Raw genomic sequence first — 21,923 nt, forward strand, 5'->3', positions numbered from 1 at the left:
TGCTAATTATCGCTGAATAAAAGTGCATGTGTGTTTTGTTGCTCTGGCCTTATTGGCATAAAACATTCATATTACCTATAAATATTTAGGAATCGTGTTATGCCGCATATACATGTTGAATACTCGGATAATATTGAAAATTTAGCAACACAATCGCTATTACTGGCTTTAAACCATTGTTTGGTTGAAGGACAATATGCTGTTGCAGTCGATATTAAAAGTCGAGCGATTGCTCAAACTGATTATTGTATTGGTTTGGCTGAAAAACAGCAGGCTTATGTGCATGTTAAAGTTTCGCTATTAACAGGGCGTTCTTTAGAGATTCGACAGGAAATTTCTCAAAAAGTATTACAAGTTTTGTCTGATCAATTGGCTGTTCTTTCATCACCATTAACCATTCAAGCTTGCGTAGAAATTTTTGAAATGCCAGTGGAAACTTATGCTAAAAAAATAATCTAATATCTTGACTGAAAATCGTTAATATTGGATCTAGCCGCTATACAATCAATGAGACATATTGAGGTGATAGCGGCTTAATCGTATTACAGTATCGTAGATCAAATTAAAGATGATGATATTATTTATGGTTGATCACTAAGTTGAGGCGTTGCATAAACCTCTGCTGTCGTTTTAATTTTTAATTTAATATAGCTGTATTCTGATGAAAAAGTTTTTTAAGATTTGTATTGCATTAATCATCATCTTAATCCTTTACTGGTTTGTCTCTCCTTATTGGGTGCTCTATCAAGTTTCACGTGCGATTGAAAAAAATCAAACTGAACAATTAATTCAATATATTGATTTTCCAAAGGTACGTGAAAGCTTAGAGATACAGGTGAATCAAAAAATAAATCAGGAGTTAGCGAGGAATCATGTGCTCACACAAGATATGATTGCGCATGGTTTACAGCAACTGATGATCAAACCATTGCTTGACGCAACAATCACACCCGAAATGATCATGCTTGTGATGCAAGGTAAATTATTGACAGATCGTTCTTCACAGCAAATAGCTGTATTGAGTGGCTTATGGTTATCAAAAACCTCTCAACTTGATCAATCTGATGCGAGTTCAGAGATCGTCGCAAATGATGGTGAAAATAAAGTAGAAATTACACAAGCCAGATTCGATACTTGGAATCAATTCCATGTACGTATTGTACTTCATCAACATTATCCACTTGAGGTCATTTTACAACCCGAAGCAGGGCAATGGAAAATTGTTAAGCTGATGATTGTCGATTAGTATCTACTGGGTCTTTGTCTGGATAGATTGACATACGCTCATCACTTAAGTGTTGATTATATTAGGTTTTTATCACCTATTGGTATAGCTCGTCGCTTTAGATCGTATACCTGTGCTTACACGTCATGTGATATAGCAATGCTGTACTTATGTTTAATGATTAAAAAGATTGAGTTTATAAGAACTTGAAATTTATAACAAAAGTAGCTAGATGTTGGCTTAAATAATATTTTAATGCGCGATAATGTGATTTTTTTAACATTATATTTTATTATTGTGATTTTATTTGCTGTAAACTATGATTGCTTTGATCGTCACCAGAATAAAAACAGGATTTAAATATATTAAATCGAGGCTTCATGGGGGTAAGTTAATGCCAGCAATTTTTATTGGTCATGAATACAGTGCTGAAGAAATATTATTTAAAATTAAACAGTGGGATGATGCTATTGCTCAACTAGATTTAGCAACGATTATTGATCTCTGTGAAAAAGATATTCATATTTTTGATTTGACTCAACAAGTTGAAGGGACTGAAGAATTAAAATATTTATGGCAATATTACAAATTATATTTTTCAGAAAACATACGTGTCTATCGACGAAAAATCACTATTTTTGCGCAACCTCATTTAGCGTTTATGTATTGTGATAGTAAAATTGATCATGCCAATCTACAGCAATCCTTACATGTACCTTGGTGTAGAACAACCTTCTGTTTTCAAAAAAAACATACGTCATGGAAAATTGCTCATCAACATATTTCTTTAGCGCAGTCATGGTAAATGTATTGGTCGATATCGGTTTGTATAATATTAAAATCAACAACAAATCTATTCCAATATTTTAAAAAGGAGCATAAATGGCTTTTCATGATTTCTATCGATTGAGCTCACATGCTGTAATTTTCAATGCACAACAGCAAGTCTTATTATTAAAAGCCAATTATGCTGATCATGCTTGGGGATTACCGGGTGGTGGCTTGGATGTGGGTGAAACTATCCATCAGGCATTAATTCGAGAGTGCTGGGAAGAATTAGCTTGTGAGATAGAGATTGAGTATCTTTCAGGTGTTTATTTTCACTCCGCAGTGATGTCTCACGCTTTTATTTTTAAATGTCGATTAAAGGAAAATGCTGCTATCCAATTAAGCACAGAACATTCTGAGTATCGATGGTTTTATCAAGATCAACTTAGTCAGGTACAGCGTATACGAATTGAGGACTGTTTAAACTATCAAGGTCAGGTATTCAGTCGCAGTTTTTAAATAACGACACGCTTGTTGATGTAGCATTGTAATTTTAGATTGGACGAAAATGCTAATCAGTAGGTCTGATTAGCATGATTGCTTATATTTGAGATGATATATTTTAAGCAATTTGTACAGGAATACAGTTAGCAGTATGGTTTACTGTATTATCTGGATTTGCATAAACTAAACGTGGTTGATGTGCTTCAGCCTCGGCTTCATTAAAATCACCAAAGGTTGCAATAATCATAAGATCACCAACATCGGCTTGTAGCGCTGCACCACCATTAACGGAAATAATACCAGAGCCTTCTTCACCACGAATTGCATATGTCGTAAAACGCTTACCGTTTGTCACATTCCACATATGAATTTCTTCATATTCACGAATACCAGCTAAATCCAAAAGGATACCATCAATCGCGCAAGAGCCTTCGTAATGTAATTCTGCTTGTGTCACCACACAACGATGAATTTTTGCTTTTAATAAACGAGATAGCATGGTTTGTGTCCCCTGAGTTGACGTAAGACCTATGATTTTATGTTTAATCAAACACGGTTTAAAACTTTCTTTGCTTCAGAAGATGCTGCATTGTGTGCTATAGATCATCTTATGACCAGATAGATTGATGAACGCGTGTGAATTTATGGATTGGGTTTATATGCATTAATTTGGTTCATTGCTTGTTGAATATCACCATTGACCAATAATTGAATGCGAGATAAAGCATGATGAATAGCATCATCCATAAGTTGCTGTTCATGACTGGATGCTTTACTCAGTACATGACCTGATACACGTTCTTTAGAACCGGGATGACCAATACCAATACGTAAGCGATGGAACTGAGGACCAGTATGAGGAACAATATCACGTAAACCGTTATGACCACCGTGACCACCGCCTGTTTTAAGGCGAATCACACCTGGATCCATATCCAGTTCATCGTGAGCAATCAACATTGCTTCAGGAGAGATATTATAGAATTTTGCAAAGGGTACAACACTTTTGCCAGACAAGTTCATAAATGTTGTTGGTAATAGCAGACGAACGTCCTGACCTTCAATATTACCACGACCACTAATTCCATTGAATTTAGGATCTTTTTTTAATGATATACCATATTGATCTGCAAGTTGTTCAACGAACCAAAAACCTGCATTATGGCGGGTTTGGGCATACTCATTACCTGGGTTACCCAAACCAATAATTAGCGAAATATTGGACACTAATTTACACCATTCAACACTTACGCGCGTTTAAAGTCAGCGTGCATTGGTGTATTTTTAGCTGGGTGACGTTGTAACGCTTGAATTTTAACGTTTTCAACTTGGTCACCAATTTTGATTTCAACAACTTCTTCAAAGAATGCGTTGCTTTCTAAAGCTTTAACAAGTTGGCGAAGCTCTAAAGTTACTGCAACAGGTGCAGCATCACCACCGTAGATGATCGCTGGAACTTTAGATTGAAGACGAAGGCGGCGGCTCGCACCTTTCCCTTGAACTGCTTCTTCACGTGCTTCTGCGTTTAATACGAAGTTTGCCATGATCGACATCCTTAAAATTTATGTTTAAATAAACTAGACTTGCGACCAGTCTAGTGAGACAAAACCCTACCGAAGGGCAGGGTTTTTTATTAGCGCATCATTATAGATAAGAATCAAACATTGCGCTAATAGATTCTTCGTTATTAATGCGACGAATCGTTTCAGCAACCATGCTTGCAACTGAAACTTGGCGAATCTTACCAAGACCTTTCGCTTCGTCAGAAAGTGGAATAGTATCGCAGACCACTAACTCATCAATCACTGAATTTGTTAAGTTCTCGATTGCTTTACCAGACAAAACTGGATGTGTTGCATAGGCAACTACACGGCGTGCACCAAAAGTTTTCAGTGCATCAGCTGCTTTACATAATGTTCCAGCTGTATCAACCATGTCATCGACAATAACGCAATCACGATCTTTAACATCACCAATTAAATGCATCACTTGGGATTCATTGGCTTTTTGACGACGTTTATCGATGATTGCAAGATCGATATCTCCCATTTGTTTGGCAACTGCACGTGCGCGGACGACACCACCAACATCAGGAGAAACAACCATAAGGTTATCATGAGACTGTTGGCGTAAATCGGCAAGCAGTGCAGGAGTACCATAGATGTTGTCGACAGGAATATCAAAGAAACCTTGAATTTGATCTGCATGAAGATCAATCATCACAACGCGGTCAATACCGACAGTCGTGAGCATGTCTGCAACAACTTTAGCTGTGATCGGAACACGCGTTGAGCGAGGACGACGATCTTGGCGGGCATAACCGAAGTAAGGAATTACGGCGGTAATACGACCTGCACTTGCACGACGTAATGCATCTGCCATCACTAAGATTTCCATGAGGTTATCATTAGTTGGGGCACAAGTCGGCTGTAAGATGAATACGTCTTTACCACGCACATTCTCAGTAATTTCTACTGCAATTTCACCATCAGAAAAGGTTGAAACTGAAGCAGCACCTAAAGGAATATGTAAGTGACTTACGACTTTTTGAGCGAATTGTGGATGCGCTGTTCCACTAAAAACGACAAGATTGGGCATGAAGCACCCTTGGCGGTTGGTAATGTATGGAAAATATATGGCAGGGGCGGCTGGATTCGAACCAACGGATGCCGAGATCAAAACCCGGTGCCTTACCACTTGGCGACGCCCCTAATGCGGCAGAACTTTAATATTTTTGCATCTTTTTGTCAAGTTGAATTCACAGTAATGACGCAAATTGATGTTCTGTCTTTTAATTTGAATGGCAGGGGCGGCTGGATTCGAACCAACGGATGCCGAGATCAAAACCCGGTGCCTTACCACTTGGCGACGCCCCTAAATGTGATGTTGTAAATGGCAGGGGCGGCTGGATTCGAACCAACGGATGCCGAGATCAAAACCCGGTGCCTTACCACTTGGCGACGCCCCTAATATACATACATCATACAGGTGTAATGGCAGGGGCGGCTGGATTCGAACCAACGGATGCCGAGATCAAAACCCGGTGCCTTACCACTTGGCGACGCCCCTATTACACTTCAAAGCCAATGAGTGGAGATTCTTTTAAACTGTTGACCAAGTAAGATTTACAAGGCGAGTTAGCCAGAATATCACTAATTTGCATTTTAGCGTTTACTTCAATAAAAACACAAGCACCTGTACCTGTAAGCTTTGCTTCACCAAAATGATTAAGGTATTGCATTGCTTCATCTACTTCAGGATATAAACTTCTTGCCAGAGGCTCAAAGTGATTACTAAAACTAGATGGCTTTAACTGATAGGCGCAAAATTTAGTAGGCTTCGCGTCTCTTGTCAATGTTTTTTGTGAAAAAAGTAACTGAGTGCTGATAAAACAATCAGGTTTTAACACAATGAATTTTTTTTGATCTAAGTTGATGAATGTTAAATGTTCACCAATACCTTCAGCCCAGGCATTTTTGCCATAAATAAAAACCGGGACGTCAGCACCTAACTGCAAGGCAAGCTTGGCCAATTGATCGATATTTAGACCACATTGCCATAATTGATTGATGACAATTAAAGTGGTTGCTGCATTAGATGAGCCTCCTCCTAAGCCTGCACCCATTGGAATATTTTTTTCAATGATGATTTTTAAACCACAGTGCTGTTTTGCATAAGGCCGTAATAATTGTGTTGCTTTAAAAATAAGATTTTGCTCTAATTCAACCTGATTTAAGCCTTCAATCGTAATATCTGCTGAAGTTTGTCGATGAAATTCCAGCCAGTCATATAAATCAATAAGTTGGAAAATAGTTTGTAACTCGTGATAACCATTATCACGACGGCCTGTAATATGTAGAAATAGATTAAGTTTGGCCGGTGAGGGAGCGCGAATCATAGGCTTTAATCATCTGAATTATTAACGATCTTGGATTACCATTGTAATACGATTTTCTTGTCCAGACTCAAGAGCCTGTTTTAAAACGAGTTTATAAGGTAAAGGATTATTTTCATGGTAATTTAAATCAACAACCCAATTTTCTTCAATAATTTGAGTGGGGCGCATTTGACTGTCCTTGGCGATTTCTGCAGTATCCGTTGCGGCTTTTGCCTGTACCCAGTCAATTAAATAGGTAATAGGGGCTTGCCATCCAGTCGCTTGCTGCAATAATTCTTCCGGCGATGCTGCTGAAATAACACCCGTACGTGCACTATTGAGTTCAACCTGACCGGGTTGACCTGAGATTTGTGTTTTTCCTAGGCCTAAAATACCACTGAGTTCAATATTAAATTGTGCTTGCTGTTGTACCCAAGTGAAAAATGCACTACCTGATTGCTGTGGTGTACGTACACCAATTTTACCTTGTAAGCTAAATTGAGGTCCATGATCTGGATGTGTGGATATTTCTTCGCTATTGGGTGGGCTTATTGTCGTAGTGTGTTGAGGAATAGACTGACAACCCGTCAGTAATAAACACAAGGTGGTCAAACTGCTTAGACCTCGTTTTAAATACATAGACATAAGTATTTTAACTCTTTTTTGTTTGTGGCGGTAACACCAAAGAATTCAATGATTCTAGCTGTGGATCATTCGGGAAATTCTGATGCAGCATTTGTAATAGACTGTTAAATTTATCCATTTCACCTAACATATACAATGATCTGGCATAACGGATACCAATTTTAAGATTATTACTTAGTTCAAATGCAGTCGCTAGTGCGAGTGCAGACGCTGCAAAATCATTTTGTAAATAGGCAATTAAACCTAAAGTATCTAAAATAGAGGCCTGATTGGGCTCTAATTCAATCGCTCGCTCAACTGCTTTTCTGGCATCCTTAAGTTTTCTATTCTGTAATGCCAAGGTATAAGCATATGCATTTAAATAAGCTGGATTATTGGGCTCTAGTTCTAATAATTGTTTGAGTAATTTATCTAGTTTATTTTGATCAGCATTTGCATCCAGTAAGAGTACTTCTGCATAAATGAGTTCTGGATCATCAGGTAAATTTTGTGTTGCTTCATCTAATAAACGAATAGCAGCACGTTTATTATTCATATGAATTAAGATATCGGCTTGGGTTTTATATAAAAAACTTGCATATTGTGGATAGTTGACACGTTCTTGAGTTAAAAAGCGTAATGCATCATGTAGCTGTTGCTGCTTATCAAAAATAGCAACCATATTTTTTCGTGAAACAGGATAAAGGCTGCCATCAACCAGACGGTAATAGGCCTTCGCAGTTTCATAGTGCTCTTTTCGCTCGGCATTGATGGCTAAATAAAAATATGCATCATTTTGATATTGGGTTGATGTTCTTAATTTGACTAAGAAATTCTCAGCTTTTTCATATTGTTTTAGATCGATACTGGTTAGGCCTGCAATAAACAATGCATCTTCATTGTCTGGCCATAACGTTAAAATTTGCTCTAATTTATCTAATGCAAATTCAGGCTGCTGTTGTTTAATTAAAAACTTCACTTCAGCCAAACGTATTTCAACATTATTTTTATTTTTTTTACTGGCATACTCATACCAGTGAAGGGTTTGGTTGGTATCTCCAAGTGCATTGAGTAAATTTGCTTTCATTAAAATATAACTGGTTGCTTTGGGACGCTTTTTTAATGCCAAATTAATGGTCGATAAGGCATTTTCCAGCTGACCATTTTGTGCTTCTAGGCCAGCAATTAAGACCAATATTGAAGGGTTGTGTTGTTCAGCACTGGTTTTAAGTGCGTGAATAAGATATTCCCGATCTGTTTTTGTTTCTGGTGCAATCCCGGCTAAAATTTCTTCTAAATCCGCATTTGGGTCAATATTTAAAATTTTATCGAGTGTTTTTGCAGCCAATTCATATTCATGTGCTTTGAGTGCAATATGTGATAAATAAAATAAAGCAGGGACATCAGTGGGTTCCTGTTTTACCCATTCTGTTGCAATGTTCAAGGCTGGTCCCAAGTTGGGTTGCTCAATGGCAATATTTAAAGCGCGTTGTTTAACAGCAGTTGAATTGCTTTTAATTGCAAGTGCAGTGTAGTTGTGTAATGCTGTGGGAATGTCTTTGTTTATCATTGCAAATTCTGCAATCATACTTTGTGTGATTGCTTCATTTTTGGAATTTTCTTGCGGCGGTAAAATTTCTCCAGCAGCTCGAATGTAAGCGCTAGATGTTATGCTACCAAGCAGTAAGAATGTGGTAGAATATAGTTTAATTGTCGAACTAATTGTGAGTCGGCTATTCGTTTGACGCAATTTTTTGTTTATCCAAGTAATGCTTTTTATGACACCAATGTTGCACAATAGCATAAATTTAGCTAAATGATGATTTGATATGTCTTTCTTTGCATTGGGTGTCAACCATCAAACAGCCTCAGTCGAATTACGAGAGCAGCTTGCGTTTAATCCTGAGCGGTTAAGCCTATTGCTTCAGCAACAAAGCCATAATCAGATTTTAAATGATTTGGTGATTGTTTCTACCTGTAATCGTACAGAAGTGTACGCTATGTCTGATCATGTCGATATAGTGTTGAATTGGCTCGCCCAAGTAAATGATATTGATGTTAAACAATTGGCAAATCATGTTTATCGTTATGAAAATGCTCAAGCAGTTACTCATTTAATGCGTGTTGCTAGTGGTTTAGATTCATTAATGTTGGGTGAGCCACAAATTTTGGGTCAGGTAAAAACAGCATTATCGTTAGCTAAAGATGCTCAGACCGTTTCTCAAGACTTAAATCAAATTTTTGAATACGCATTTTATGCCGCAAAACGCGTACGTTCAGAAACGGCTGTAGGAAGTCATGCTGTTTCGATGGGATATGCTGTTGCGCAATTGGCCTTACAGGTTTTTAGTAAACCAGAGGCTTTAGTGGTATTGATTGTTGCTGCTGGTGAAATGAATAGTCTGGTGGCAAAACATTTAGCTGAAATGGGCGTAGCCAAAGTTTTAATTTGTAACCGGACTTATGCACGCTCTGAAAATTTGGCACAAGAAATCGCCCATCGCGTTGATGTTGAAATTATTGAGTTTGATGATTTGGCTGAAAATTTACATCGTGCGGATGTGATCTCAAGTTGTACGGGTAGTTTACATCAAGTGATTCATTATGCTGATGTAAAAATGGCATTAAAAAAGCGCCGTTATCAACAAATGTTGATGGTTGATTTAGCTGTACCTCGTGATATTGATCCGAAAGTTGCTGAATTGGACGGTGTGTATTTATATGGTGTCGATGACCTACAAGGTGTGATTGAAGAAAATCTGGCACAACGTCGTCAAGCCGCTGTAGAAGCTGAAATTATGGTAAATCAGCTAGCAACAGACTTGATTACCCAGCAGCGAGTCAAAGGTGCCGGACATAGTATTCAACATTATCGAGAGCATGGTGAGTTGATGGCAGCAGAAGAGCTGGCACAGGCCTTACATGCACTGGAACAGGGGCAAAATGCTGAAGATATATTGCAGCTTCTCACTCATCGTTTAACACAAAAATTACTACATCCAACCTCGTTACTGTTACGTCAGGCTGCAAAAGCAGAAGATCCAGCCTATTTACAGATGATGCAATTTGAATTGGCAGATATTATTGAAAAACGACGTAAAGTCAAAGCAACAGATACAACATCATGAGGTAGCAAGCGTGATGGCCTTATCATAGTCTATTGACGACTGATGCTTAATACATCATGATCAATGTTAGTCATCAATCAGACTGAGCGAGCGTTTTTTAGCAATTTCATAGATCTGATGTTTTAAGTTTTTCATTTCAGAAATGCTATTAAACTTTTTAGAACGCATTTTTAACTGTAGAAAGTCATATTGTAGCTTAATTGAAAAGTCTTCAGCCAATTTATCAACTTTTTCAGGTGATGTGGTGTAATCACTGACATTGGCTTGTACTAAAATATGTTGTAATTCATAATGAAAGGGCGCACAAGCACCTAAAATATAATATTTTGCTTGTTCTGGATCATCAGGCAAATCATCAAAAATTTGATTAAAAATATTTAAAATTTTATAGAGTAATTGATCTTGAGGAATAAGTGCACGCAGTGGTTCAAAATGAATATAGAGATAGGGATGATGCATTAGAATGGCAATGACATATTCTTCAACATCCACTTTAGTACTAAAGCTTAATGAGGCATCATTATTTGCTTGTGTTGACCATTTACGATTAAATCCAAGTTTTTCTTTAAAAAATTGTTGTAATAAATAGCGATATGAACCTGATTTTGGCAATAACTCAGTTAATTGTCGTAATTCAGCCATCACCTGACTTTTTCCTTCAGGTGTTGTAGCATCATAATTTTGAACAATATGTGCAAAAATAAACTCAGATAAAAGTGGCGCATTTTTTAATAATATTTGGAAATTATCGACACCTTCTCGACGGATCAGAGAGTCAGGATCATGTTGATCAGGAAGAACAAAAAATTTTAATTCACGTCCATCATGCAGCAGTGGCAATGCAATTTCTAAAGTACGTCGCGCAGCCTTTTGACCTGCTAAGTCACCATCAAAAGCAATGGTAATACGATTATTTTGTTTAAAAAGTAGATTCAGATGTTCGGTGTTGCTGGCGGTACCTAAAGTGGCCACTGCACCATGAATGCCATATTGCTGTAAAGCAATCACATCCATATAACCTTCAACCATCAACCAGTCTTGAGCCTTTTGTTTTTGACCTTCATATAAGCCATAAAGCAATTGATTTTTATGAAAAATCTCTGAATCTGGCGAGTTGATATATTTCGGTTTGATCTCATCATTGAGTGCACGACCCCCAAATCCAACGACACGACCTTTGCGATCACGAATCGGAAAAATCACTCGGTCACGTAATAGATCAAAATCTCGCCCATTATCACTGGTTCGAATCAATCCGAGTTGTTTTAATCCTTCAATATCTTGAGGAAAGGCTTTTGCTAAATGTTGCCAATCTTCAGGTGCATAGCCCAAGCGCCAGAGCTGAATCGTTTGGCTATTAACACCACGCTGCTTAAAATATTGCTGTGCAGTGGTATGCTGAGTAAGCTGCTGTTGATAAAATTGGGTAATATTTTCAAGTAAATCAAAGAAATTACCTTCTTGGGCAACTTCTAGCAACGGATCATTTGTATGTGCGAACTCTGCAAAAGGGTCATCATTGAATGCTGGTGGTGTTAAATTAACATGATCTTGTGCTGTAGATAATGTACTGTTGTTAGGATGAGTTGGTGGTATGTTGCTTAATTGCTGCTTTTTGTCAGGCTCACGCTTATATAGCAATTTTTTTGCAGACTTTTGATCTTTAGGGAGTTCAATACCAGTTTGATTAGCTAAGTCTTGAATAACATCAATAAAATTACGGCTATCGATATCCATCAAAAAACGGATAGCATTACCATTGGCTTGACAACCAAAACAATGAAAATATTGTTTGTCTCGATAGACATGAAAAGATGGGGATTTTTCCTGATGAAAGGGACAGCAGCCAGAATATGTACGCCCTGACTTTTTTAACTTTACACGTTGGCCAATCAGATCGACAATATCAGTACGATCTAAAATTTGATCTATTGTATGTTGAGGAATTGCCATATGCTTCAGTCAATTTTTTGATTTAATTGTTGGTCTGTACACGTTGTCAGCGCCAATCATAGTCGTTTTGGTGTCTACAATGTATCGGTTGAGAGCAGAGTTGTCTACCTTTTAGACAAAATCTTAAATGTACGCCAAGCCAATGAAAAGGGCGGCTATCATAACGTGTCCTTGATAAAATTGCGAATATTAAAATAACGACAGCAGTACTGCGTTTATCAATTTACTTGGCTTACGATCGGTAGATTAAAATAGCGCTGTGAATAGAGATAATATTCCTCATGCTATTGATGCTAGGACTGGCTCTTATAGTGTAAATTTTAGTTATATTTAAATATTGATAACTTTATTCCAGCAGCATAGAGGCCGTTTGGCTATCAGTATTTTTTATAGATTAAATACCAATAGTCAAGGACTCTATTGTGCTTGTTTGCTAGATATGAATCTATTATTTTTCAGTTTCTTGATTACTGTCAGCAGATTTTGGTTTGTCGAGTAGGCCTAAGCTTAAACGATTGGTCCAACTGCGCTCTGGTGCCGGAATACTTGCTTTTTGTCCTTGTTTTTCACCACCAAAGAGACCAAGTGTAGCTCTATTGACCCAACTGGCTTGTTTTTGTGCAGCATTTAGATTAACCGTACCATTGGCTTTAACCAGATTTGGATAGTTGAGTTTTAATAGATCAATATATTGTTGCGCTGATGCTGAATCTCCTAATTTTTCATAGGCATACGCAATCGTTGCTAAAGCTTCAGGCACTTGTGGTGCTGTTGGATGATATTGCATGACCCACTGTGCGCGTTCAATTGCAGCAACCCATGCTTTACGTCGAATATTAAAACGTGCAACATTCATTTCTGCTTCAGCAAGCTCGTTATTGATATATTGCATGCGTTGAGCAGCATCCACTGCATAAGGACTAGATGGATAGCGACGTACAAAATCGACAAAGTTTTGATAAGAAATTTTGAGATAACTTACATCACGATGTGCTTGTTTTAATGAAGTATAACGCATCAGGCCATCGTAGTTTTGCTCCATATTTGCGACACCGCGAATATAGTAAGCATAATCAAGATGAGGGTTTTGTGGATTAAGTCGAATAAAACGATCTGCAAGTGCGATGACACTTTCATATTCTTTTTGCTGAAACTTTGTATAGAGCAATTCGAGTTGAGCTTGTTGAGCATATTCACCTGTTGGATAATATGTTTCAATTGCTTCTAAAGCTTTTGCAGCATCTGCATAATGTTCATTTTCAAGTGCTTTTTGAGCTTTTTGAATATAAATTTGTTCGCTAGACTGCGGACCTTTATCGACCACTTCTTTTTTTGGATTACTGCTGCATCCAACGATTGCTGTTGTTAGACCAATCGTGAGAGCTAACACTGTAATTTTATAACGTGGTAGCGACATAAAAATTCCTCTGTTATTACGGGCAATGAGCTACAATTGCACTATTAAACCACTTTTTTTTCAATGATCAAATGACCCAAGCAAAATCTTCCGATTCAAACATCCCTGAAACTGATTTCCATTTACTTGATGATTCTGATGACACAGATCAGCATACTTCAGAAATGACTGCAACGCATTTATGTTTGCAATTTCAACTTGATCATCATTTTTTGGGACAGCGTATTGACCAAGTCGCAGCATCTATTTGGAGTGATTATTCACGCGAAAGACTAAAACAATGGCTTAAAGATGGTCATTTGCTGGTTAATGGTAACAGTGTTAAGCCAAAGTACAAGTGTGAAGGGAATGAAACACTCACTTTAAATGTTGCTTTAGAGGCACAAACCACAAGTCAACCAGAGAATATTCCATTAAGTATTGTGTATGAAGATGATGATATTGTGGTGATTAATAAACCTGTAGGCATGGTAGTACATCCGGGTGCTGGTAATCCTAGTGGTACTTTAGTGAATGCATTGTTATATCACTACCCTAAAGCATCTGAATTAACACGTGCAGGATTGGTACATCGAATTGATAAAGATACCAGTGGTTTGTTAGTGGTTGCTAAAAATTTGGAGGCGCAATTTTCACTGACTAAACAATTGGCCAACAAATCTGTTTATCGCGTTTATGATTTATTGGTTTATGGCAATATGATTGCGGGCGGAACAATTGATGAGCCGATTAAACGTCATCCTGTTGATCGTATTAAAATGACTGTACTACCGGGTGGTAAGTCTGCTGTGACACATTATAATGTCAAAGAGCGCTTTCAGCATTTTACACGTATCCAAGCACGACTTGAAACGGGTCGTACACATCAAATTCGGGTACATTTTAGTTATTTGGGATATGGTTTGATTGGTGATCAAGTATATATGCCACGCGTACGAGTCCCTGCTGGAGCCAGTGCATTACTTGAACAGACATTGCGTAGTTTTAAGCGTCAAGCCTTACATGCAGCTGAACTAGGTTTGATTCATCCTAGAACAGGTCAGGAAATGTTATTTAAAGCGCCTTGGCCTGAAGATTTTACACAATTGGTTGATGTATTGCGTTCAGAGAATGCGGCATACTAACGAGGATGGAATAGCAATTGGATATTCAATTTGTAACAGGTTTACCCTTAGGTGTGTATGCAGGGCAAACTCAAGTCTTATGTCAGGCCACTCAACCAACTCAACACAAAGAGTTGGCTGGATTTAACTTGGCATTGCATGTCCATGATGATCCTCAACGTGTACAGCGACATCGTATGGCACTTCTAGACGCTTTTTCACCTTATGCAATAGAAAAAATGACATGGATGACACAAACACACAGTACTATTTGTCATCGATTCAATGATGAACTCTCTTTTCTGGCCCCAGAGGGGGATGGATTGGTGACACAACAAAAGGGTCATGCGCTGATGATGATGACTGCTGATTGTTTGCCAGTTGTCTTGGGTAATCAAAATGGAACGGAAGTGGCCAACTTACATGCTGGATGGCGAGGTTTAGCACAAGGAATCATTGAAAATACGATTGCTTGTATGCAAAGTCAGCCAACGTGGGCTTGGTTGGGGGCCGCGATTAGTCAGCCATGTTTCGAAGTCGGCGTAGAGGTGAAGGCGGCATTTTGTCATCAGTATCCTGAGTTGGCCAATGCATTTATATCTGGAGAAAAGCCCAATAAATATTATGCGGACTTATATGCAATTGCCCGTTTTATTTTAAAACAACATGGTGTTTTGCACGTGTTGGGTGGTGATCAATGCACTTATACACAGCAAGATTATTTTTCATATCGCCGTGAGGCTAAAACAGGACGAATGGCGACATTTGTATTTATGCAATAACGAATCTAGGCTGTCGGTTTATTTTTTTAAATTGATTGAGCTATATCGGTTTGTTTTTTGATGACTTTTGATGGTGCGCACGATAAAACATGACTGTGCATCATTGATGGCGCTTTTTAGTTATCTGCATATATTGGAAATATTGATTGCGATCTTATGAGCTTCTTATAATCTGATAATCAAAGGTATTGTATTGACAATACCTTTAAATATAGCTTGCATCATTAACGTTGTGCTTATTTGTGGAAAATTCGTGCTTTATCGCGTTGCCAGTCACGATCTTTTTCTGTTGCACGTTTATCATGCAATTGTTTTCCTTTCACCAGTGCAATTTCTAGTTTGGCTAAAGGGCCTTTCCAATAGCAAGCCAAAGGTACACATGAATATCCTTTTTGTTGTACTGCGCCAAGTAATTTTTCAATTTGGCGTTTGCTCAGTAATAGTTTACGTGTACGGCGTGCTTCAGGCACCACATGACTTGATGCACTGAGTAAGGGTTGAATTTGTGCGCCAAATAAAAAGGCTTCACCATTTTTAAACGTGATATAGCTTTCTGTCAGCGTCATACGACCAGCACGTAGAGATTTTACTTCCCAGCCCTGTAAAGAAAGACCTGCTTCAAATTTTTCTTCAATAAAAAAATCGTGGCGCGCACGTTTATTTTGTGCAATGGTACCACTGGTATTTTTTTTAATTACTGTTGCTTTCGCCATAATCAAATACTTCCAAACTTATCGCTATTGTGCCCCAAATTGAAGTGAAAAGACAATTACTAAATCAAAACTCATATAGACTTTAAAAAAACCAATCAATCTCATAGAATTTAATCAGTATTCTTCACTTAAAAATCAACTTTTTGTTAAAATGTACGTCATACAAAATGAATTAGAGTAAAATGGATGTCTAAAACTCGCGTAATTTATCCTGGTACATTTGACCCGATTACCAATGGTCATATCGACTTAGTTACTCGTGCTGCAAAAATGTTTGATGAGGTTGTGGTTGCAATCGCTATTGGACATCATAAAAATCCTGTTTTTACTTTACAAGAACGCGTTGCGTTGGCACAAGCCTCTTTAAAGCATTTACCTAACGTTGAATTTATGGGTTTTGATGGTCTGTTGGTTAACTTTTTTCATGAACAAAAAGCCACAGCAGTATTGCGGGGATTACGTGCAGTTTCTGATTTTGAATATGAATTTCAATTGGCAAATATGAATCGGCAACTTGATGCGAATTTTGAAGCCGTATTTCTGACCCCTTCAGAACAATATTCTTTTATTTCTTCAACCCTAGTACGTGAAATCGCACGTTTAAAAGGGGATGTGACAAAGTTTGTGCCTGCTGCAGTTGTTACTGCATTTGAGCATAAACATCAACAAGGTTGGTGACGTGTCTTTATATATTACTGATGAATGCATTAATTGCGATGTTTGTGAACCAGTTTGCCCAAATGAAGCTATTTTTATGGGTGAGTTGATCTATGAAATTAATCCCAGTTTATGTACGGAATGTGTCGGCCATTATGATCAACCACAGTGTCAAATTTTTTGTCCTGTAGATTGTATTCCCGTCGATCCCAGTCATCATGAAACGCATGATGATTTAATGGCAAAATATAAAAAATTGCTTGAGCAAAAAAAGACGAGCAATTAACAGATATTTTTGTTACTATGCTGCCCTGAAGTGAGCTAGACGATCGCTGCTGTGGAGGTCTTCGTGACTGAAGCAGGAGAGGAAAGTCCGGGCTTCATCGGGCAAGGTGCCAGGTAACGCCTGGGCGGTGTGAACCGACGGAAAGTGCAGCAGAGAGTAGACCGCCTTTTTATTTTAAATCATTAAAATAAAAAGGTAAGGGTGAAAGGGTGTGGTAAGAGCACACCGCATGACTGGTAACAGTTCATGGCATGGTAAACCCCACCGGAAGCAAGACCAAATAGGGATCCTTTAGGCATGGCCCATGCTGGATCCGGGTAGGTCGCTTGAGCGTATGAGTGATTGTACGCCTAGAGGAATGATCGTTCTTGACAGAACCCGGCTTATCGGCTCACTTCGCTAAATTTTGTACAAACAGTGCGTATTAAGACTTGACGTTGATTGCAATACCAAAGATAATGCGCGCACAGTTTACGGCTATGTAGCTCAGTTGGTTAGAGCACCGCACTCATAATGCGGGGGTCACAAGTTCAAGTCTCGTCATAGCCACCATTTTTATAGACCACATTCCTAAATGTGGTCTTTTTTTATCTATTGATTTATTTTAGATTTAAGCCGCGAAATCAATTGGCTACGATAAGTCTTTCTGTTGTTTTAAGTCATGTATTTTTTGAAGCATAAATAATTGGTGAGTAGTGATATCATCAAAAGAGAATCAGTATAAGTAGCATTGGTTTGTATTTAAATTGGACCAGTTAAGTCATTATATTATTTTCGAATCAGTAAAATATTGATGCAATATACGCAACAAAATTAAAAAATGTATATGAGCACTATGATGGCCATGTGCTATTTATTGAAATAAATAAAAATGGGTGTAATCGTCTGATTATTGGTCGATTTAGTAAGAAAAATATCATTTTTTTAAAGAATAAATTTATTTGTATAAACTGTGATCATTTTTTTTATTAAAATACTTGACGCTTATGAATTAAATCTAGATAATGCGCACACAGTTTACGGCTATGTAGCTCAGTTGGTTAGAGCACCGCACTCATAATGCGGGGGTCACAAGTTCAAGTCTCGTCATAGCCACCATTTTTATAGACCACATTCCTAAATGTGGTCTTTTTTTATGTTAAATATAATATTGTTTTGATGGTAAAACACGATCCTCATCTTTCCTACTTTTTTATATATTGATTTACGACTATTTGCGAAGCTATAAGATAGAGCATCTAAATTATATCTAGTTCAGTTGAGTAGTTTATTCTAAATGCCTAGAATGGCGTAGTGGATCAACTTGATATAATTTTAATCTATTTACCTTAATATGATCTAAATTTTGCTTAAGAATGGCGAGTTTCTTATTTTTAGCTCAATTTACTGTGCTGATGGTGAGCAATCATGTATTGAGCCAGCGGTATTGGAACTCAATTCAAATAGGCTTGAACATACTCCTTTATTTTGTTGTTTTAAATAAAAAGTTGATTTGTGGTTTGAGCGATATCCAAATATTTAATGCACTCAAATTTTTGATCAGAATTTGCTTCTGGGATCATAAACTGAAGTTGAATTTATAAATGTCATAAAGTCGATCTATATTGGTTAAAGCTTTATTCTCATGTAATACTTACAATAAGTTTAAATACAGCAAAAAAGTATATTTTTATATTTTTAACTTTAATTCAACCTTGTGTAATATGATCATCATATAAATCATATTGATTTTTCTTATATAAAATAATTTTTAAATTTATTAAATATATTAATATTTTTGTAATCCAAAGATTACATTGGGTTATATTTTGATTTATTTTTATTAAAAATCTCTTTGTTACTACATAGGTTTGTATTCTGATTGATCTTAGTTGGTGCATAATTTTTTATTATTGATGGTATTTTTAGGGTAGGTTTTGATTTTATTTTAAAATTTGGTTAAGATGATTTTTTTTATTTTTGATTTAAATCATTAGTTCTACATAAGTATATTGATAAAAAATCAAATAATTTTTATCTGTTTGTTTTAATATTAATATAAACTAAATAATCTTTATATTGTGATGGCATTAGCATTTTTGTAATGAATAAATAACTATTTATTATTTTATAATTGATAGAAAAAGTATGTAATACTCTTATTTATCAAATAATTTAAAAATAACATTAAATACCTTGTTTTAGTTGTTTATAAATAAAATAAAATAAAATAAAATAGCCGCGATACTTTTAATGGTTAATTTTTATGAAATTTTTAACAATTCTCTTAAGTTCTTTATTTGTTTCTTCTGTATATGCAGATACTGTGAATCAAGATGGTTTGGTTAAGCTTATTGCAGCTATTCAAAAAAATGATATTGATAGTCACAAACCAGATATGAATATGGTCAATAGATTAAGCTGGAAAATAAATTGCTGGGATAATGTCAATGGAAATAATAAAATTTGTATTCTTAATAAAGAAAATGTTTCAATTGTTCGTGTAGATGATACTTATAATTTGGTCATTGGAAATAATCAAAATAAAAGTAAAAACACGGCTCTAAATATTGATAATAAATACAAAGAAGTCGCAAAAGAGGGAATTTATCGTAATGCAAATGCATTAATTGATAATATGAAAACGGGTTATACTTTAGAAATTTCATATGAAGATAAAAGCTTGAATAAAGAAGTTAAAAAATCAATTTCATTATTAGGTTTTACTTCTGCTTTAAACGATTTAGATGCTAATTTTGAAAAGGTTAAAATCTAATCATTTTTTTATGTGTGATGATTTTATACCAATCAATATGAGATAGATGATTGATGTATTTGCTGATATCAGATAAATAATGATATATGTTGTATATACAATTTATCAATAGAAGTCTGAGTGAAATAAATTTTTATATAAAATGAAAGGATTAAACAGTAATCATCATAAAATATTTTATCTATATTGCATCGTTTGCCGCGACTAAGTGATTTGGGAAAAATTGCTTATATATCGATATATCTTGAATAGATAAAAATCTTGATTATTGAGGATCTAAAATGAAATAAATAGTCAAAAATGAGATATTACATTTATTTTTGAGCAAATGAGATAAAAAAGCTATCCTATCTTTAATGGTTATTTTTTATGCATTTTCTATTGGGTGGGAAGCTGCAAATATGTCTAATGATATTTAATATTAGATTGCTATTTATTTGCTCAAAAATTCTGGATCTTGAAGCTGTTTTTGCATTAAAAAAAAATTCGATTAAATTAATTGTAAAGTCATCTTTCTATTATTTTAAGGGAACTATTTATGATAAATATCAGGTATAGGCTTAAATATCGTACTTTCGCTATCTGGCTATGACTGAGATGATAGCGTAAATACTGAGCATGATACTCTATATCACAGAATCAGTATTTTATGGACATGATTTTGTTGATTGTATTCTTAAAATATGACAGCTATTGATCGCTTGAATTTTGTTCTGGATGGTAGGGGTAATCATCTAAAATATGACTTTAATCAGATCATTATTGCGATGCTGTTGGTCGGATTAAAAACGGCATTATAAAATATGCCATTGATTATTTTGGACGTAAATAAAAACTCAATGATGATGAATAAACTACTATGTTGTGGTTAATATCGCGCTATGAATAGCAGATGATGCTTGAGTATGCATTACAATTAAAGGTATTAAGCTAGAGTGGATCAGCTAAGCTAGCGTTCAAATAAAATGTAGCGATGATCGTGGTGGATTAAAATACTTAAAAATATCGACAATGAATATGGTTAATCTATTTGCGGTTTATGATTTTTAGTACTGAAATGTTGAATCATAAAGCAGAATAGCTCCTTGTCCAGTAGTGCTATTTATTCAGTTTGAGGATAGTGATCAAATTTTTCCACTTAATTCTGTGGAGTCGAATAAAATACGCGTAGTACATTGCCCTATATCGTGAAATAAAGATCTTTAATGATGTATGGTTTAAAAAATTGCTGCACGATCTTTGTTGTGTGATTTATCATTTTTAATTGATTTAGTTAATCGTTGAGATAACGATTGATATTATTTTTTCAGTACACTATATGTTTTTAGCGATTGAGTTATATTGGTGAGAATTTTACTAATCACAGGCTGGGGAGGAGGATGTCAATTGCTTCAGCCTTTACAGCAGTCTTTATCACAACAAGGTTATCAAGTTGGATTAATCAATATTTTTAATGGACTTGATCCACAAGTATTGGCACAACATGTTGAGATGGCTTATCAATATGATGTGATTGTTGGATGGTCTTTAGGTGGTCAACTTGCAACACTATTGGTAAATCAAATTGCACAGCAATATCAACAATATAAAATTTTAATTACCTTGGCATCTAATCCGTGTTTTGTTGCTCATACAGGTTGGTTAAATGCAATGACAGCACGCACTTTTACTCACTTCACCCACTCATTTCAGCAAGATGCTGTGTCTACTTTAAAAAAATTTGGTTATATGGTTTGTCAAGGTGTAGAAACCAGTCGACAAGATTTTATCAAGCTGCAAAGTTTAATACAGCCACAGAATATTGAATTATTAAAACAGGGTTTAACATGTTTGGAAAAATTAAATAATGTTGATATCTTGAATAACTATGCTGGATATCAATATCATTTATTTGCAAAACAAGATTTCTTAGTTAGCTACAAAGTTAGCCAAAATTTCTCTAACTTAACTGCAAAGTTTTTAGAGTTTGAGTTGATATCTGGCAGTCATGGCTTTCCAATATTTGCAGCACAAGAAATAAGTCACAAAATCTACCAATATTTAAAGAAAATAAGTGAAACAGAAGCATAATTGGCTTTTCTTGCAATTTTAATTTTAAAGTGAGCTGTTTAATATTTATATTCTTATAGAT

The 21,923-nt window shown here is 36.0% G+C and carries 21 protein-coding genes, 6 tRNA genes and 1 other RNA gene; 14 read left to right on the forward strand and 14 right to left on the reverse strand.

All coding sequences use genetic code 11. From position 1 onward, the window contains the following. Positions 1-99 precede the first annotated feature (99 nt). The 4 genes from QSG86_RS07270 (at position 100) to QSG86_RS07285 (ending at position 2,512) form a co-directional block, all read left to right on the forward strand. Entirely contained in the window at positions 100-459 is a 360-nt protein-coding gene (locus QSG86_RS07270; protein ID WP_317030879.1) for a 5-carboxymethyl-2-hydroxymuconate Delta-isomerase, read from the forward strand. 202 nt (positions 460-661) lie between these two features. Continuing rightward, on the forward strand, positions 662-1,246 hold the full coding sequence (locus QSG86_RS07275) for a DUF2939 domain-containing protein (RefSeq protein WP_317030880.1): 585 nt from the start codon (positions 662-664) through the stop codon (positions 1,244-1,246). Between the two features lie 373 nt (positions 1,247-1,619). After that, positions 1,620-2,030, forward strand: a complete 411-nt coding sequence (locus tag QSG86_RS07280) for a YybH family protein (RefSeq protein ID WP_317030881.1) — start codon at positions 1,620-1,622, stop codon at positions 2,028-2,030. Positions 2,031-2,107: 77 nt separating this feature from the next. Continuing rightward, positions 2,108-2,512 carry an NUDIX hydrolase gene (locus QSG86_RS07285; protein ID WP_317030882.1) on the forward strand — a complete coding sequence of 135 codons (405 nt, stop codon included), beginning with the start codon at positions 2,108-2,110 and terminating at the stop codon, positions 2,510-2,512. Positions 2,513-2,615: 103 nt separating this feature from the next. Here the strand turns inward: QSG86_RS07285 and panD are convergent, their stop codons facing one another. From panD to QSG86_RS07340, 11 genes are all read right to left on the reverse strand, one after another. Beyond that, complete coding sequence (panD, locus tag QSG86_RS07290) at positions 2,616-2,996, reverse strand: aspartate 1-decarboxylase (protein WP_317030883.1); 381 nt, start codon at positions 2,994-2,996, stop codon at positions 2,616-2,618. A 143-nt stretch (positions 2,997-3,139) separates the two neighbouring features. Then, a complete protein-coding gene (gene pth, locus QSG86_RS07295) occupies positions 3,140-3,724 on the reverse strand; it encodes an aminoacyl-tRNA hydrolase (protein ID WP_317030884.1) in 585 nt (194 codons plus the stop codon). 20 nt (positions 3,725-3,744) lie between these two features. After that, the gene (rplY, locus tag QSG86_RS07300; RefSeq protein WP_317030885.1) at positions 3,745-4,041 is read right to left on the reverse strand and encodes a 50S ribosomal protein L25; all 297 of its coding nucleotides are present in this window, start codon (positions 4,039-4,041) and stop codon (positions 3,745-3,747) included. A gap of 100 nt (positions 4,042-4,141) precedes the next feature. Next, the gene (locus QSG86_RS07305; RefSeq protein ID WP_317033361.1) at positions 4,142-5,095 is read right to left on the reverse strand and encodes a ribose-phosphate pyrophosphokinase; all 954 of its coding nucleotides are present in this window, start codon (positions 5,093-5,095) and stop codon (positions 4,142-4,144) included. A gap of 38 nt (positions 5,096-5,133) precedes the next feature. Next, positions 5,134-5,208 (reverse strand) — tRNA-Gln (locus QSG86_RS07310). Positions 5,209-5,298: 90 nt separating this feature from the next. Then, positions 5,299-5,373, reverse strand: a tRNA-Gln gene (locus tag QSG86_RS07315). Between the two features lie 17 nt (positions 5,374-5,390). After that, positions 5,391-5,465 (reverse strand) — tRNA-Gln (locus QSG86_RS07320). Between the two features lie 26 nt (positions 5,466-5,491). Beyond that, positions 5,492-5,566: transfer RNA gene (locus tag QSG86_RS07325), tRNA-Gln, on the reverse strand. Position 5,567: 1 nt separating this feature from the next. Continuing rightward, entirely contained in the window at positions 5,568-6,395 is an 828-nt protein-coding gene (gene ispE / locus QSG86_RS07330; RefSeq protein ID WP_317030887.1) for a 4-(cytidine 5'-diphospho)-2-C-methyl-D-erythritol kinase, read from the reverse strand. A gap of 21 nt (positions 6,396-6,416) precedes the next feature. Next, positions 6,417-7,019 carry a lipoprotein insertase outer membrane protein LolB gene (gene lolB, locus QSG86_RS07335; protein ID WP_317030888.1) on the reverse strand — a complete coding sequence of 201 codons (603 nt, stop codon included), beginning with the start codon at positions 7,017-7,019 and terminating at the stop codon, positions 6,417-6,419. A 7-nt stretch (positions 7,020-7,026) separates the two neighbouring features. Then, positions 7,027-8,748: a tetratricopeptide repeat protein gene (locus tag QSG86_RS07340; RefSeq protein WP_317030889.1), complete on the reverse strand. Its 1,722-nt coding sequence runs from the start codon at positions 8,746-8,748 to the stop codon at positions 7,027-7,029. Between the two features lie 79 nt (positions 8,749-8,827). On the opposite strand from QSG86_RS07340, the gene hemA reads away from it, so the two are divergent. Next, positions 8,828-10,126 carry a glutamyl-tRNA reductase gene (hemA, locus tag QSG86_RS07345; RefSeq protein WP_317030890.1) on the forward strand — a complete coding sequence of 433 codons (1,299 nt, stop codon included), beginning with the start codon at positions 8,828-8,830 and terminating at the stop codon, positions 10,124-10,126. A 66-nt stretch (positions 10,127-10,192) separates the two neighbouring features. Here the strand turns inward: hemA and QSG86_RS07350 are convergent, their stop codons facing one another. Next, positions 10,193-12,079 carry a DNA primase gene (locus QSG86_RS07350; RefSeq protein ID WP_317030891.1) on the reverse strand — a complete coding sequence of 629 codons (1,887 nt, stop codon included), beginning with the start codon at positions 12,077-12,079 and terminating at the stop codon, positions 10,193-10,195. A 448-nt stretch (positions 12,080-12,527) separates the two neighbouring features. Beyond that, on the reverse strand, positions 12,528-13,496 hold the full coding sequence (locus QSG86_RS07355; RefSeq protein WP_317030892.1) for an outer membrane protein assembly factor BamD: 969 nt from the start codon (positions 13,494-13,496) through the stop codon (positions 12,528-12,530). A gap of 71 nt (positions 13,497-13,567) precedes the next feature. Between QSG86_RS07355 and rluD the strand changes: the two genes are divergently transcribed. Together rluD and pgeF are read left to right on the forward strand one after the other, a co-directional pair. Beyond that, entirely contained in the window at positions 13,568-14,620 is a 1,053-nt protein-coding gene (rluD, locus tag QSG86_RS07360) for a 23S rRNA pseudouridine(1911/1915/1917) synthase RluD (protein ID WP_317030893.1), read from the forward strand. A 23-nt stretch (positions 14,621-14,643) separates the two neighbouring features. Next, positions 14,644-15,381: a peptidoglycan editing factor PgeF gene (gene pgeF / locus QSG86_RS07365; protein ID WP_317032698.1), complete on the forward strand. Its 738-nt coding sequence runs from the start codon at positions 14,644-14,646 to the stop codon at positions 15,379-15,381. A 236-nt stretch (positions 15,382-15,617) separates the two neighbouring features. Here pgeF and smpB read toward each other — a convergent pair whose 3' ends face one another. Beyond that, positions 15,618-16,094: an SsrA-binding protein SmpB gene (gene smpB / locus QSG86_RS07370; protein ID WP_317030894.1), complete on the reverse strand. Its 477-nt coding sequence runs from the start codon at positions 16,092-16,094 to the stop codon at positions 15,618-15,620. Between the two features lie 186 nt (positions 16,095-16,280). Between smpB and coaD the strand changes: the two genes are divergently transcribed. The 7 genes from coaD to QSG86_RS07405 all read left to right on the forward strand — a co-directional run bounded on the left by coaD (position 16,281) and on the right by QSG86_RS07405 (position 21,862). Beyond that, a complete protein-coding gene (coaD, locus tag QSG86_RS07375; RefSeq protein ID WP_317030895.1) occupies positions 16,281-16,772 on the forward strand; it encodes a pantetheine-phosphate adenylyltransferase in 492 nt (163 codons plus the stop codon). A 1-nt stretch (position 16,773) separates the two neighbouring features. Further along, positions 16,774-17,037: a YfhL family 4Fe-4S dicluster ferredoxin gene (locus QSG86_RS07380; protein ID WP_317030896.1), complete on the forward strand. Its 264-nt coding sequence runs from the start codon at positions 16,774-16,776 to the stop codon at positions 17,035-17,037. A gap of 27 nt (positions 17,038-17,064) precedes the next feature. After that, an RNA gene (rnpB, locus tag QSG86_RS07385) (RNase P RNA component class A) lies at positions 17,065-17,439 on the forward strand. A gap of 73 nt (positions 17,440-17,512) precedes the next feature. Next, a tRNA-Met gene (locus tag QSG86_RS07390) sits at positions 17,513-17,589 on the forward strand. 469 nt (positions 17,590-18,058) lie between these two features. After that, positions 18,059-18,135, forward strand: a tRNA-Met gene (locus tag QSG86_RS07395). Positions 18,136-19,282: 1,147 nt separating this feature from the next. Continuing rightward, complete coding sequence (locus QSG86_RS07400; protein ID WP_317030897.1) at positions 19,283-19,792, forward strand: hypothetical protein; 510 nt, start codon at positions 19,283-19,285, stop codon at positions 19,790-19,792. Between the two features lie 1,338 nt (positions 19,793-21,130). After that, a complete protein-coding gene (locus QSG86_RS07405; RefSeq protein WP_317032699.1) occupies positions 21,131-21,862 on the forward strand; it encodes a hydrolase in 732 nt (243 codons plus the stop codon). Positions 21,863-21,923: the final 61 nt, after the last annotated feature.

Source organism: Acinetobacter sp. SAAs474 (genome assembly GCF_032823475.1).
Taxonomy (GTDB): Bacteria; Pseudomonadota; Gammaproteobacteria; order Pseudomonadales; family Moraxellaceae; genus Acinetobacter.